The sequence below is a fragment of the Rhodanobacter sp. G2-10 genome, from assembly GCF_055809185.1.
Genome location: NZ_CM147900.1, coordinates 756693 through 769640 on the forward strand (window position 1 = coordinate 756693; position 12948 = coordinate 769640).

12 protein-coding genes are annotated in these 12948 nt (G+C 65.1%); 4 read left to right on the forward strand and 8 right to left on the reverse strand.

Features of this window, described 5'->3' with window-relative positions; all coding sequences use genetic code 11:
* Positions 1–58: 58 nt before the first annotated feature.
* Both metB and AC0L58_RS03345 read left to right on the forward strand, forming a co-directional pair.
* Positions 59–1246 (forward strand): cystathionine gamma-synthase, encoded by a 1188-nt coding sequence (gene metB, locus AC0L58_RS03340; RefSeq protein WP_473686672.1) that lies wholly within the window; start codon positions 59–61, stop codon positions 1244–1246.
* Positions 1247–1290: 44 nt separating this feature from the next.
* Positions 1291–2367 (forward strand): homoserine dehydrogenase family protein, encoded by a 1077-nt coding sequence (locus AC0L58_RS03345; RefSeq protein WP_473686674.1) that lies wholly within the window; start codon positions 1291–1293, stop codon positions 2365–2367.
* 12 nt (positions 2368–2379) lie between these two features.
* On the opposite strand, the gene AC0L58_RS03350 is transcribed toward AC0L58_RS03345, so the two are convergent.
* Entirely contained in the window at positions 2380–4044 is a 1665-nt protein-coding gene (locus tag AC0L58_RS03350) for an APC family permease (RefSeq protein ID WP_473686676.1), read from the reverse strand.
* 480 nt (positions 4045–4524) lie between these two features.
* A complete protein-coding gene (locus AC0L58_RS03355) occupies positions 4525–5196 on the reverse strand; it encodes a PEP-CTERM sorting domain-containing protein (protein ID WP_473686678.1) in 672 nt (223 codons plus the stop codon).
* Positions 5197–5975: 779 nt separating this feature from the next.
* On the opposite strand from AC0L58_RS03355, the gene AC0L58_RS03360 reads away from it, so the two are divergent.
* Complete coding sequence (locus AC0L58_RS03360) at positions 5976–6608, forward strand: PEP-CTERM sorting domain-containing protein (RefSeq protein WP_473686680.1); 633 nt, start codon at positions 5976–5978, stop codon at positions 6606–6608.
* Positions 6609–6762: 154 nt separating this feature from the next.
* On the opposite strand, the gene AC0L58_RS03365 is transcribed toward AC0L58_RS03360, so the two are convergent.
* Positions 6763–8145, reverse strand: a complete 1383-nt coding sequence (locus tag AC0L58_RS03365; RefSeq protein WP_473686682.1) for an L-serine ammonia-lyase — start codon at positions 8143–8145, stop codon at positions 6763–6765.
* Between the two features lie 64 nt (positions 8146–8209).
* Here AC0L58_RS03365 and AC0L58_RS03370 point away from each other — a divergent pair, with 64 nt between their 5' ends.
* Positions 8210–8443 carry a glutaredoxin family protein gene (locus AC0L58_RS03370; protein WP_473686684.1) on the forward strand — a complete coding sequence of 78 codons (234 nt, stop codon included), beginning with the start codon at positions 8210–8212 and terminating at the stop codon, positions 8441–8443.
* Between the two features lie 68 nt (positions 8444–8511).
* Here the strand turns inward: AC0L58_RS03370 and AC0L58_RS03375 are convergent, their stop codons facing one another.
* The 5 genes from AC0L58_RS03375 to AC0L58_RS03395 all read right to left on the reverse strand — a co-directional run bounded on the left by AC0L58_RS03375 (position 8512) and on the right by AC0L58_RS03395 (position 12769).
* Positions 8512–9876 (reverse strand): DUF697 domain-containing protein, encoded by a 1365-nt coding sequence (locus AC0L58_RS03375; RefSeq protein WP_473686686.1) that lies wholly within the window; start codon positions 9874–9876, stop codon positions 8512–8514.
* Positions 9877–9886: 10 nt separating this feature from the next.
* A complete protein-coding gene (locus AC0L58_RS03380) occupies positions 9887–10435 on the reverse strand; it encodes a YceI family protein (protein WP_473686688.1) in 549 nt (182 codons plus the stop codon).
* Positions 10432–11007, reverse strand: a complete 576-nt coding sequence (locus AC0L58_RS03385) for a cytochrome b (protein WP_473686690.1) — start codon at positions 11005–11007, stop codon at positions 10432–10434. The genes AC0L58_RS03380 and AC0L58_RS03385 overlap by 4 nt, the downstream gene beginning before the upstream one ends.
* Positions 11004–11609, reverse strand: a complete 606-nt coding sequence (locus tag AC0L58_RS03390) for a YceI family protein (RefSeq protein ID WP_473686692.1) — start codon at positions 11607–11609, stop codon at positions 11004–11006. Before AC0L58_RS03390 ends, AC0L58_RS03385 begins: the two co-directional genes overlap by 4 nt.
* Positions 11610–11764: 155 nt before the next feature.
* Positions 11765–12769 carry a polyprenyl synthetase family protein gene (locus tag AC0L58_RS03395; protein WP_473686694.1) on the reverse strand — a complete coding sequence of 335 codons (1005 nt, stop codon included), beginning with the start codon at positions 12767–12769 and terminating at the stop codon, positions 11765–11767.
* Between the last annotated feature and the right edge of the window lie 179 nt (positions 12770–12948).

Sequence of the window (12948 nt, forward strand, 5' to 3'; positions counted from 1 at the left end):
CAGAGCCCGCCCTACGACAAGCAGCACTCAGCGATTGATCAAGAATCCGGAGATCGAGATGACCCTGCCCACCCCCTGTACCCGCGCCGTGCGCGCCGGCATCGAGAGCGATACCCAGCACGGCGCCGTGGTGCCCGCGTTGCACCTGTCGACCAATTACAGCTTCGAGGGTTTCGGCCGCAAGCGCGCGTACGATTACTCGCGCAGCGGCAACCCCACGCGTGACCTGCTGGGCGAGGCGTTGGCGGATCTGGAGCAGGGGGCCGGTGCGGTGGTGACGGCCAGCGGCATGGCGGCAGTGGCGCTGGCGCTGGAACTGGTGCCCGCAGGCGCTACCGTGCTGGCGGCGCATGACTGCTATGGCGGTACCTGGCGGTTGCTCGATGCCTGGGCGAAGAAGGGGCGATTCAAGGTCGAGTTCGCCGACCTCACCGACAGCGTCGCGCTGGCCGCCGGGCTGGCGCGCAAGCCCGCCCTGGTGTGGGTGGAGACGCCGTCCAACCCGCTGCTGCGCATCACCGACATCCGCCACGTGGCACAGGCGGCGCATGCCGTGGGCGCCTTGCTGGTGGTCGACAACACCTTCCTGTCGCCGGCCTTGCAGCAGCCTTTGCTGCTCGGCGCGGACGTGGTCCTGCACTCGACCACCAAGTACATCAACGGTCACAGCGACGTGGTCGGTGGCGCGGTGGTGGCACGCGACGCCGCGGTGCTCGAACAACTGCAGTGGTGGGCCAACTGCTCGGGTCTCACCGGCGCGCCGTTCGACAGCTACCTGACCTTGCGTGGATTGCGCACGCTGGGCGTACGCCTGCGCCAGCACCAGGAGAATGCCGAGCGCGTCGCCGCGCACCTGGAAGCTCACCCGGCCGTGCGCACTGTGTACTTCCCGGGGCTGGCGAGTCATCCCGGCCATGCGCTGGCCTCGCGCCAGCAGCAGGGATTCGGCGCGATGTTGAGCTTCGAGCTGGAGGGCGAGCTTGCCCAGATCGCGGCCTTCGTCAATGGACTCGAAAATTTTTCGCTGGCCGAATCGCTGGGTGGCGTGGAGAGCCTGATTGCGCACCCGGCCACGATGACGCATGCGTCGATGGCGGCAGAAGCGCGCCACATCGCCGGCATCTCGGACAGCTTGCTGAGGGTCTCGGTGGGGATCGAGGATGGCGACGATCTGCTGCGCGATCTGGACGCGGCGCTGGTGCGCGCCGAAGGCGTGGAAAAATCGAAACGTCGGGTAGTGGCATGAGTGCGGTGGTCCAGGGGGAGACCGTGCGCGCAGGAGCGCACCCTGTGCGCGACCTCCCCAAAGAGCATTCGCGCACAGGGTGCGCTCCCGCAAACATCGCCATCGTGCTGCTCGGCACCGGCGTGGTCGGCGGCGCACTGCTGAAGTTGCTCAACACGCCGGCAGCCGCCGGCATACGCCTGGTCGGCGCGGCAAATTCCCGCCGGCAGCAGACCGATCCTGTTCGCCTGGCCAGTCGCGGCTTGCGCGAGCAGCTGAATGGCTGGGGTGATACGCGCGACAACGCACGCCTGCTCGACGCGCTGGATGCCAGCGGGGCCGGCACCCGGGTGATCGTGGATGCCAGCGCCAGTACCGAGGTCGCGGCGCGACATGCCGAGTGGCTGGCCCGTGGCTATCACGTGGTTACCGCCAACAAGGCGCTGGCCGGCGGCGAACTGTCCGGCTGGCGCGCACTTCAATCGGCGTTGGCGCATGGCGCGCATTACGGTGATTCGGCCACGGTCGGCGCGGGGCTGCCGGTGCTTTCCACGCTGCGCCGCCTGCGTCTTTGCGGCGACGCGCTACTCACCCTGGAAGGCGTGTTCAGCGGCTCGCTGTCGTGGCTGTTCAACCAGTACGACGGCAGCCGCCCGTTCTCGGCCCTGTTGCGCGAGGCGCGCCAGCTTGGCTACACCGAGCCGGACCCGCGCTCGGACCTGTCTGGCGAGGATGTCGCGCGCAAGCTGCTGATCATCGCCCGCCACGCCGGCTTCTCGATCAGCAGCGAAGAGGTGATCGTGGAGAGCCTGGTGCCGGAGTCCTTGCGCGACATCGACAGCGGGACTTTCCTGACGCGACTGGAAGAACTCGACGCGCCCCTGGCGGCGCGCCACGCCGAGGCGGCCAACCACGGCCACGTGTTGCGATTCCTGGCGCGGCTTAACCAGCGCGGCCATGCCCGCGTAGGTCTGGTCGAGGTGCCTGCCACCCATCCGGCGGCCCGTTTGTACGGCACCGACAACCAGTTCGCGCTCAGCACCACCCGCTACAACACCCAGCCGCTGGTGATCCAGGGGCCGGGCGCGGGCCCGGAAGTGACGGCGCAGGCATTGCTGGGGGATGTGCTGGCGCTGGCCTGAGTGCGCTGCGGCTCAGTGACCGGTGATCCGTTCCGCGGTTTCCTCATCGGGCGGTACCAGCACGGTGCCGGGATGTTCGTGCGCTTCCAGCCGCGCGGCTTCCACCGACGGTGTACGCCAACCTGACCGCACGCCCCACAGGTAGAACCCCAGGCCGATCACCGCCACCAGCGCCAGATCCCAGCCATAGGTCAGGTAGCCGCGGCCGCCGAAGGTGGTGCTGCCGGCCCATGACACGATCGCCAGTGTCGGCAGGTAGCAGATCAACCACCAGGCACCCTTCAACTGGCGGCCGAAATCGTGCCACCCGCTCTTGGCCTGGTAGTAGAAATACACCGGCAACGCGACCACCATCAGCAGGATGATCTGGCCGGTCAGCGGCCACCTGGCCCAATAAAGCAACTCGGTGGACATGATGAAGGCGATCCCGGCCACGATCGGCAGGCCAGCCAGCCGGAACGGACGGCCGAGTTCCGGCGCGGTGCGGCGCAGCGTCATCACGCTGACCGGCCCGGTGAGGTAGGAGATGATCGTGGCCACCGAGATCACCGCCGCCAGCGAACCCCAGCCGCGGAAGAAGAACAGGAACAGGAACGACACGCCCAGGTTCACCCACATCGCCGGGCGCGGCACGCCCCACTTCGGATGCACGCGGCCGAGGATCTTCGGCAGCGTGCCGTTGCGCTCCATGCCGTACAACATGCGCGCCGTGGTGGCGGTGTAGGTCATGCCGGTGCCGCTGGGGCTGATCACCGCGTCGATGAACAGCAGCGTGGCCAGCCACTGCAATCCGAGGATGATGGCGAGGTCGGCGAACGGCGAGCTGAAGTCGATCCCGTGCCAGCCCACGTTGGCCAGCATCTCGCGTGGCACCGCGCCGATGAAGGACACCTGCAGCAGCACGTAGACCACGGTGGCCAGCGCAATCGCGCAAACGATCGCGAACGGAATGCTCTTGCCGGGATTGCGCGCCTCGCCGGCCAGGTTCACCGGACTCTGGAAGCCGTTGAAGCTGAAGACGATGCCGGCGATCGCCACGGCGGTGAGGATCGAGGCAAAGTCGGTCTTGTGCAGTTCGCCGTGGATGCCGACGCTGAAGTTTTCCGGATGGAACCCGCTCATCATCAGCAGCACGGCGGTCAGGGCCGGAATGACCAGTTTGAACAGCGTGATCGCGGTGTTCGAGCGCGCGAACAGCTTCACGCTCCAGAAGTTGAACAGGAAGTACATCACCACCAACGCGGCGGCGATCAGCAGGCCGGCGGTGCTCAGTTCGCCATGACCGCCGGGGACCGAGTGATACAGGTCCTTCGCCCACTGCCACTTCCACGACGACATGTACTGCGCCGACGCTTCCGCTTCGACCGAAATCACCGAGACAATCGCGATCCAGTTCGCCCAGGCGGCGATGAAGCCCACCAGCGAGCCATGCGAATAGTGCCCGTAACGCACCATGCCGCCCGATTCCGGGAACATCGCGCCCAGCTCGGCATAGGTGAGCGCGATCGTCATGATGATCGCCGCGCCCAGCACCCACGCCCAGATCGCGCCGGGACCGGCAATCTGCGCGGCGCGCCAGGCACCGAAAAGCCAGCCCGAGCCGATGATCGAGCCCAGCCCGGTCAGCATCAGGGCGAACGGGCCGACGTCGCGGCGGATTGCGCGTTCCTGGGTCATCGAGGGTTCCCTTGCCGGCACGAAATGCGCCGTGAAGGGGCGGATGTTTGCAGAATCGGCCGGCAGATGTCATCTCCCGGTGGTCATGGCGGCCGCTTTGCTCCCTCTCCCCGGCGCAATGGGGGAGAGGGCCGGAGCGAAGGGCGCTCTCGCGCTGTTGGTTCCGGAAGTCGCCTTACGGAGGCCGCTTGAGTGTGGTTTCGTGATGGGCCACGTACCTCAAGAGCAAGGGCTTACGTGCGTCTTCGGCGCCCGAGGTACTTTTTCTTGGTGCTTGTCCGAAAGAAATGTACCCAAGAGAAAAAGACAGCGCGCTTGGCGCTTGACTGCTGCCCACGACGGTCTGCATCCGCGAAAACTCCGGCGCCCACGACCGTTTGACGCGGGCGGCGGCCTCGATACCTCGGTCGGATGCCTGACGCAGGTCACCAACGAAGCATCAAGAAGTGAACCTGGAGACTCATGTCGCCGCCTCCGGCTTCAGGCGCGGCGGCGGCGGATGATCGTGAGTCCGACCAGGGCAAGGAGGCCGACGCCGTACATGGCCAGGGACCCCGGTTCCGGCACAGTCGTCGGCCCAGTCACCGCCGCTGCGTCACCGTAAACAAGAGTATCGAGGGTGTACGAAAATCCTGTTCTGGAAGCTATCGTTACGCTGCTGAAGGGGATGGCCGATACGAATCCGATGAACTCCCCGGTGCTGGTGTTCGGGAACGTCTCATAAATACTGTTGACTATGTCGCCAGTGTCGAGAGATGCCGTATAGGCTCCGGCAGAAGTGGCGTACGTATTTATATCAATGGCGAACGCAGTGGTCGAACTGTTGAAAAAAAACGTGGCTGTCTCGCCTGCCAGGAAGTAGCCAGCTGAAGTGGAGCCCAACCCGTTGGGGAAGGTGGTGGTAAGAAAGTTGGCCGTGACGACTGGTGAGCCAAGAGAAGCGCCGTACGTGACATCAGCAGTCGCGCCAAGAATTGTCCCCGCAGCAAGAGAATCGAAATTCTGCTGGATAACGGTGCCACCGTTGACGGCAGTTTGGAATGTGGCACGGTCTACGCTGGAGACAACTGTCGCGGAGGCAAGCGAAGGAATCAGCGCGAACAGAGCTGAAAAAGCTAGGACGTGGCCTCTCGAAAATAGTGTGTTCATCATGAATTTCCTACCCCATTTGGAAGGTTGAACAAGTCGTCTCGCCCGTGAGCTGATGGATCACGATGCCTGCCGCCGCGAAGAAAGCCGCGGCAGCCGTTGCAGCGGGCGCTAAACATGCATCTGTTGAATCGAGGTTGATCAGCATTTGCTGACCTCTGACGGATGGATGTCGGCAGATTTGCAAGCATCGAGCGCGCCATTTTCATAAGTCATTGTTTTCCCTGATTGTTTGAAGGTGGAAAGTCCGCCCGATGCGTGCAAGATGTGTTAAGTCTTCCGACGTGGGAAATTGCAAAGAATGCTTTTTTTGCCTTGAAACCCACCCTGCATGTGTCATTTTGCCGAAATCGCAATAACGTAAAGGTTTCCGACAGCCCTTGGGACTCGTGCTATGCCACTGGAAAATTGCGAGTGACTGCTTCCGGCAATGAACCGGGTTCGCGGAGGGCAGTTCCCGGCCGGCTCCAGGCGATCCTGCTTGTGTGAAAGCCGCCCGGTGCTGGCAGCTTTTCGCAGCCGCAACCGCGCACCGTAAATCTCCCGCCTTCAGATGATCAGCGCACGGCAAGTGCGGGTTTCGGCTGCCGATGAGATCGGGCGGCAGAACTGGTCAAAGTGTCGGCATGCTTTACACTTTGCGGCGCTATCCGATAAGTCTTTTGCACGTTTGTTCGCGAAAACAACATGTTGCGAGCAAGGCACGATTTGTGCTTGATTCTCTTTGATACCCCGACAGCCTGGCTGCATAACCCCAGCTACAGAATCCCGGATTACAGAAGATGTCGATTCGCTTTGTTTTCAAGATCGCTGGCGCCACCCTCGCCACCGCCTTCGCCGTAGGCTTTCTGTCGCCGGCCGCGCAAGCTACCCCCATCGTCTTCTACAACGACGCCAGTACGCATACCACGGAACGCTTTACGGTCGGATGCGGTGGCGCGAACGGCGATTGCGCTGGTGTGCTCGAGGCTGTCAGCGACACCAGTCCGCTGGCGTGGAGCTCGACGGTTGGCGAGATGTTGGGAGGTCCTTCCAACGCGAGTCCGGCAAGCGAGACGACTTTCGTCAACGGCATGCTTGGCACCGCCTTGTCGGCCAATACGGGCAACCTCCTGCCAAGCAACAGCAATTCATTCCAGTTTTCTCTGGATGCAGGATATTTGCTGGTCAAGGTTGGTGGCGGCTCAACCGGGCAGGCCTACGCCTTGCTAAGAAACCTGGGTGGCACGCCGGACGTGTGGTTCACCAAGACTGGCCGAGCGGCTGGTCTTAGCCACTACATCACGTTCGGAGATGCCCCGACGCGCGTCCCGGAGCCCGCGGCCCTGGGTTTGTTCGGCTTGGGTTTGTCATTGGTTGGCGGCTTGCTGGCAATTCGTCGTCGTCATGGGCAAGGCGATAGCCGTTCCCTGTGACCTTCAGACAATCCCCGGCAACGGGGATTGTTTTTTGAAGTGCTTCCGGCAGGGCGCGTTTGCCCGGGGATGAACTGGTGGAGCTGCGGCGCTGGAAGGCGAGGGAAAGCGGCACTACATCCATGCGTGCGCACCGCAGCGTCACGACCTCACTTCAACACTCGATGACGTTGACCGCCAACCCGCCGCGACTGGTTTCCTTGTACTTGTCCTTCATGTCGCGTCCGGTGTCGCGCATGGTCTTGATCACCTTGTCCAGCGACACGCGATGCTTGCCGTCGCTCTTGAGCGCCATGCGACTGGCGTTGATGGCCTTGACCGAGCCCATCGCGTTGCGCTCGATGCACGGGATCTGCACCAGCCCGCCGATCGGGTCGCAGGTGAGGCCGAGGTTGTGTTCCATGCCGATCTCGGCGGCGTTTTCGACCTGCATCACGTTGCCGCCGAGCGCGGCGACAAGGCCGCCGGCGGCCATCGAGCAGGCCACGCCGACTTCGCCCTGGCAGCCGACCTCGGCGCCGGAGATCGACGCGTTTTCCTTGTACAGAATGCCGATCGCGCCAGCGGTGAGCAGGTAGTCGATGATGCCGTCTTCATCCGCCTTGGGGCAGAAGCGCAGGTAGTAGTGGCCGACGGCGGGCACGATGCCGGCGGCGCCGTTGGTCGGCGCGGTGACCACACGACCGCCGGCGGCGTTCTCCTCGTTGACCGCCAGGGCGTAGAGGTTGACCCAGTCGAGAATGGTCAGCGGATCGCGCAGCGCGGCTTCGGGCTGGTTGCGCAAGTCCTCCAGCATCGCCGGGGCGCGGCGGTTCACGTGCAAGCCGCCGGGCAGGGTGCCGGGTGAACGCAGGCCGCGGGCGACGCAGTCCTGCATGGCCTTCCAGATGGTCAGCAGGCCGGCGCGGGTTTCCGCTTCGCTGCGCCACACGCTCTCGTTGGCCAGCATCAGTTGCGCAATGGTGATGTCGTGCTTGAGGCACAGGTCGAGCAGTTCGTCGCCGCTGGAAAACGGATAGGGCTGGGCGGTGGTGTCGGCGACGATGCGGTCTTCGGCCGCTTCGTCGTTGTTCACCACGAAGCCGCCGCCAACCGAATAGTAGTCGCGACTGGCCAGCTCGTTGCCGTCCGCGTCGTAGGCGCTGAAGCGCATGCCGTTGGGGTGGAACGGCAGCTTCTGGCGCTTGTTGAAGATCAGGTCGCGCTTTTCGTCGAACGCGATCTCGTGGCGGTCGAGCAGGCGCAGTCGCTTGTTGCCGCGAATGCGCTCGAGCGTCTGCGGAATGTTGTCCGGATCGACCGTGTCGGGATGCTCGCCCTCGAAGCCGAGCAGCACCGCCTTGTCGGTGCCGTGGCCGCGACCGGTCAGCGCCAGCGAGCCGTACAACTCCGCTTGCACCCGCGCTACCTGGTCGAGCACGCCTTTCTCGTCGAGCCAGCGCTCGGCGAAGCGGGCGGCAGCGCGCATCGGTCCCACCGTGTGCGAGGAGGACGGCCCGATGCCGATCTTGAACAGGTCGAATACGCTGACGGCCATGGTTGCAACTGCGCAGGGGAATGACCGGTTATTCTACGCGGCGCCCTCACCCATTCGCAGCCGCATGTCTGACCTGATCCTGTACCAACGCGATTACTGCCACTTGTGCGACAAGGCGCTCGCCGTGATGGCCGAAGCTCGTGTACCGGATTTCGACAGCGCCTGGGTGGACGACTCCGACGAGCTGGAGCGACTTTACGGCACGCGCTTGCCCGTGCTGCGCGACGACCGCGATGGTCGCGAACTGGATTGGCCCTTCGACGCCGCCGCCGTACGCGCATTCCTCGGCTTCGCGTAGAGCGGGCTCTGCCCGCCGCTCTTGTCCCGCAACGCCGGATTGGCGGGCGGAGCCCGCCCTGCGCGTGGTCAGCGGGGGCGGGACTTCAGGCGCTTCAGGATTTCCTCGCGCGCCTCGCGCAGGATGGAGTCGCGGTCGAGGCTGGCGACGACGTCGGCGACGGCGCGCTTGGCGCCAGCCTCGCCCCAGGATTTTCCGGCAACCAGGTAGCGTTCGGCGGCGCGACCGATCAGCACGGTGGCGTACCAACCCAGCGCGCCCTGTGCGGCGGCGGTGACCACCACGGACAGGCCGGCGCTGAGGCCTTTCAGCGCCGAAGCGACCAGCTGGATACCCCAGATCGCGCCCATCAACGCTGCCAGCTGGGCCGAGATCACCGCGACGAGGCGACCGGATTCACTGCGCGTCAGCGGCAGGCCGTAGACGCGTGACAGTTGCACCACCATCGCGGCATCGAGTCCGGCGGCGGCGAGCAGATCGGCCACCGGTATCGGATTCAGGGCGACTGCCACGCCCTTGGCGATGCAGTAGTTGTGGATCAGTTTCGCCGCCACGGCTTTCCGGGTTTCGGCGATGCGTGCGCTGACCTGGTCGGTAAGCCGGCCGGCGTAAAGACCGGCGTTGATTGCCGACAGGCTCTTGCCTTCACGCGCCGCAATCGCCAGCAGGCGTTCGCGCAATGTGGCGACGTCCGGCGCGGCAATCTGCTGGTGTTCGTGTTCGTGGCCGCGCGCATCGACTTCGACCACGCGTCGCGGCGCAGGATGGGCGGCCACCGCGAGCACGTTGTCTTCGCGCACCATCTCGGCCACGCGTAGACGCAGATGCGCGAGCAGGTCGGCCAGTTCGTCGGCGCTGTAGCGGTCGGCCTTGTTGAGTACCAGCAGCAGTGGACGCTGGGTGGCGGCGAGAGTTTGCAGCGCATCGAGCTCCTCGCGAGTGAGGTCGCCGTCGCAGACGAACACCACCAGATCGCTGACCTCGGCCACCTCGAAGGCCAGTTTTTCCCGGGCTTCTCCGTCCAGTTCGTTGATGCCGGGCGTGTCGATCAGTACCAGGCCATCCTGCCGTGCCTCGTCCAGCGCGGCCGCGTCAGCACTGACCGTGGTGCCGTGCAGGACACCGACCTGGAACGCCTCGCGGCCGAGCAGCGCGTTGCCCAGCGCCGACTTGCCGGTCGACACGCGACCGAACACCGCCACGTGCAGCTCGCCGCGCTCCAGGCGGGCCAGCATGCTTTCAATCCGGCTGAAATCCGCGCCGAGTTCGCTGCGCACCGACGGCGGTATGGTCGGGTCGTCGAGCAGGCTGCGCAGACTGTCGGCGACACGGGTCGAGCCCGCGTCATTGCGGGGCGCGGATGCGGTCCCGGGTTGTTCGCGATCCGGCCGGATCCAGCCGCGCAGGCGTCGCCATAGTGTGTCGCGGCTCATCGCGGGGAGCTTACTTCGCCACCAGTTGCAGGTGCGCCTTGATCTTCACTTCGGCACCGATCACCGAGGTATCGGCGTATTCGCCCGAGCCCACCCCGAAGTCCAGCCGATTCACGGTTCCGCTCACGTCCAGCGTGGCGCCGCCGGCCTGCGGCTTGAAGGTGATGTGCAGGTGCACGGGTTTGGTCACGCCACGCAAGGTGAGCTTGCCGTCGGCGATCACCTGTTCGCCGTCGCGGTGAAAGCCGGTAGTGACGAAGTGCGCTTGGGGAAACTGCGCCACGTCGAAGAACGCCTCGCCCGGCAGGGCAGAATCCCGGTCGCTGTCGCCGGTCTTCACGCTGGCCAGGGTCACCTTGACGTCGAACTTCGAGGCGGCCAGATCTGCGGCATCAAAACGGATGTCGGCGCTCCACTGGTCGAAATGACCCTCGAACGCCTCGCCCTGGAAGACGGCGCTGAAACCGAGCTGGCTGGATGCCGGCTGCACCGTGTAGTCGGCGGCGGCGGCGATGCCGGGCAGGGCGAAGATCAACAGCAGGATGGCGAGGCACTTCATGGGCGGTCTCCGTCGGAAGGCTTGCGCAGGCGGCCGAACGGCAGCATCCGGCGCAGCACGTTGTCGTTGTCGAACACGTGGTGTTTCAGTGCGGCGCCCACGTGCGCCACCAGCACCAGGATCAGGAACCAGAACAGGTATTCGTGCACGCCATGCGCGAAATGGCGAATCGTGTCGTCCTTCGCCGCCAGCGGCGGCAGGTTGAACAACTTGAACCATTGCAGTGGCTTGCCGCTGACCGAATTGAACCACCACCCGGTCAGCGGTATCGCCAGGATTACCACATACAGCACGCCATGCACGGCGCGCGCCGCCAGCATCTGCCAGCGCGGCCCGGGCTGTTCGGCGGGCCGGCGGTCGCCCCAGCGCCACAGGATCCGCAGCAGCACCAGCGCCAGCACGGTGAGCCCGATCGACTTGTGCAGGGCCAGCCAGTTGATCTTCTGCATCGGCGAGCTGGCCAGATCCATCAGCAGGCCGAAAGTGCCATTGCAGAGAATGGCCAGGGCGATGATCCAGTGGAAAAACTTGCTGACCGCGCCCCATTGCTGTTCGTTGCTGCGCAGATTCATGGTTGCTCCTTGGACGAGGGATGCTCGCGGATCGCTTCGAGTTCGAGCCATACACTGACATGTTCGCCGATCGAACCGGCGTAGGCATGCATGCCGAAGTCGTTGCGGTTCAGCATGGCGGTGGCGGAAAAGCCGGCCACCGTGTGCATGCCGTAGACGGTTGCCGCGGCGCGGTTGAAGGTGAAGGGGATGCGCACGGGCAGGGTGATGCCGCGCAAAGTCAGTTGTCCGTGCAGCACGCCATGTCGCGCGTCGGTACGCTCGACCCGGGTGCTCACGAAATGAGCATGGCGGTGTGTGCGGCAGTCGAGCAGGGCCTTCTTGCAGACCGCCTTGTTCCAGTCGTCGTCGCCCATGTCCAGGCTTTCCAGGTCGATGTCCAGTTCGGTGGCGGCGTCGCTCCAGTCGTCCGGATCGAAGCGCAGCCAGCCCCTGGCGATGTGCAGCCGGCCGAACGGGCGCGAGTAGCCGTTGTGGCTGATGCTGAAGATGATCTGGCTGTGGAGCGTGTCATAGCGCCACATGGCGGCATGCGCCGGGGTGAGTGGAAGCAGGGCTGCGGCGAGCCCGAACAGCCAGGCGTGGAGGCGGACATGAGACATGCGGTGAAGTCTGGCCGATCGGCGCGACGGGTGCCAGTTCGTCGCGCGTGACCAACAGCCCGCCCGACAGCATTCCGACCGTAGGGCGGGCTCTGCCCGCCGTCGCTTCCGCCTCGATGCAGGATGGCCCTCGATCGCGCAGCCGCAGGCACGCTTCAGAACGCGCGTTGCACCGCGTAATCAGCCAGCGTGACCAGCGCATCGCGATAGCTGGAGGCAGGCAGCGAGGCCAGCGCTTCCCGCGCGGCACACGCATGCGCCAACGCGCGCTCGCGGGTGCGCTCGAGCGCGCCGGAGTCGCGGATCGAGGCGATGATGCGGTCCAGCGAATCCAGGCCGCCGTGCTCGATCGCGTGCCGCAGCGATTGCGCCTGCTCGGGGCTGGCCTGCTGCAGGGCGTAGATCAGCGGCAGGGTCGGCTTGCCTTCGGCCAGGTCGTCACCGATGTTCTTGCCCAGCGTACCGGCATCGCCGGTGTAGTCGAGCAGGTCGTCGGCGATCTGGAAGGCGTAGCCCAGTTCCATGCCGTAGCGACGCAGGTCGGCAACCTGTTGCTGCGGCAGGCCGCCGAGCAGGCCGCCCAGTTCGGTGGCGGCGGCAAATAGCACGGCGGTCTTGCGCTCGATCACGGCCAGATAGGCGGCCTCGTCGACGTCGGCATTGCCGATGTTGAGCAGTTGCAGTACCTCGCCCTCGGCGATGGTGTTGGTGGTGTCGGCGAGGATGCGCATGATGCGCATGTCGTCCAGCTCCACCATCAGCTGGAACGAGCGTGAATACAGGAAATCGCCAACCAGCACACTGGCGGCATTGCCCCACAGCGCGTTGGCGGTCTTGCTGCCGCGGCGCAGGTCGGATTCGTCGACCACATCGTCGTGCAGCAAGGTGGAGGTGTGGATGAACTCGATGATCGCAGCGAGTTTCACGTGGTGTTCGCCGCGGTAGCCGGCGGCGCCGGCGGCCAGCACGTGCAGCATCGGACGCAGCCGCTTGCCGCCGGAGGCGATGATGTGGTCCGCGATCTGGTTGATCAGCACCACATCCGACGCCAGCCGCTGGCGGATCAACGCGTCGACGCGTTGCATGTCGGCCGCGGCGAGGTCGCGTACCTGGGCGAAGTCGTGCGAGGGTCCGTTGAGGGTTTCGGCGGGCGAGCTCATGCCATGCTTCGTGGAGACGTGAGCGCCGATTATAGAGGGTTGCGGCAGTGCGCTGCGCTGGTGGTCGGGAGGTGTGTGCGTGGCAGCTGTCGTCATCTTCGCCCGAGTTCGTGGCGTTGTGTCGCACCGGGGCGGCGGGCAAACGTGCCTATAATCGAACGCTTCCGCAGTCAGAAAAG

Bases quoted from the DNA above. Each gene is read 5' to 3' on its own strand.
- AC0L58_RS03360 (WP_473686680.1), top strand. From the start codon at position 5,976: ATGTCGATTCGCTTTGTTTTCAAGATCGCTGGCGCCACCCTCGCCACC.
- AC0L58_RS03390 (WP_473686692.1), bottom strand. From the start codon at position 11,609: ATGTCTCATGTCCGCCTCCACGCCTGGCTGTTCGGGCTCGCCGCAGCC.
- metB (WP_473686672.1), top strand. From the start codon at position 59: ATGACCCTGCCCACCCCCTGTACCCGCGCCGTGCGCGCCGGCATCGAG.
- AC0L58_RS03395 (WP_473686694.1), bottom strand. From the start codon at position 12,769: ATGAGCTCGCCCGCCGAAACCCTCAACGGACCCTCGCACGACTTCGCC.
- AC0L58_RS03355 (WP_473686678.1), bottom strand. From the start codon at position 5,196: ATGATGAACACACTATTTTCGAGAGGCCACGTCCTAGCTTTTTCAGCT.
- AC0L58_RS03380 (WP_473686688.1), bottom strand. From the start codon at position 10,435: ATGAAGTGCCTCGCCATCCTGCTGTTGATCTTCGCCCTGCCCGGCATC.
- AC0L58_RS03365 (WP_473686682.1), bottom strand. From the start codon at position 8,145: ATGGCCGTCAGCGTATTCGACCTGTTCAAGATCGGCATCGGGCCGTCC.
- AC0L58_RS03350 (WP_473686676.1), bottom strand. From the start codon at position 4,044: ATGACCCAGGAACGCGCAATCCGCCGCGACGTCGGCCCGTTCGCCCTG.
- AC0L58_RS03385 (WP_473686690.1), bottom strand. From the start codon at position 11,007: ATGAATCTGCGCAGCAACGAACAGCAATGGGGCGCGGTCAGCAAGTTT.
- AC0L58_RS03375 (WP_473686686.1), bottom strand. From the start codon at position 9,876: ATGAGCCGCGACACACTATGGCGACGCCTGCGCGGCTGGATCCGGCCG.
- AC0L58_RS03370 (WP_473686684.1), top strand. From the start codon at position 8,210: ATGTCTGACCTGATCCTGTACCAACGCGATTACTGCCACTTGTGCGAC.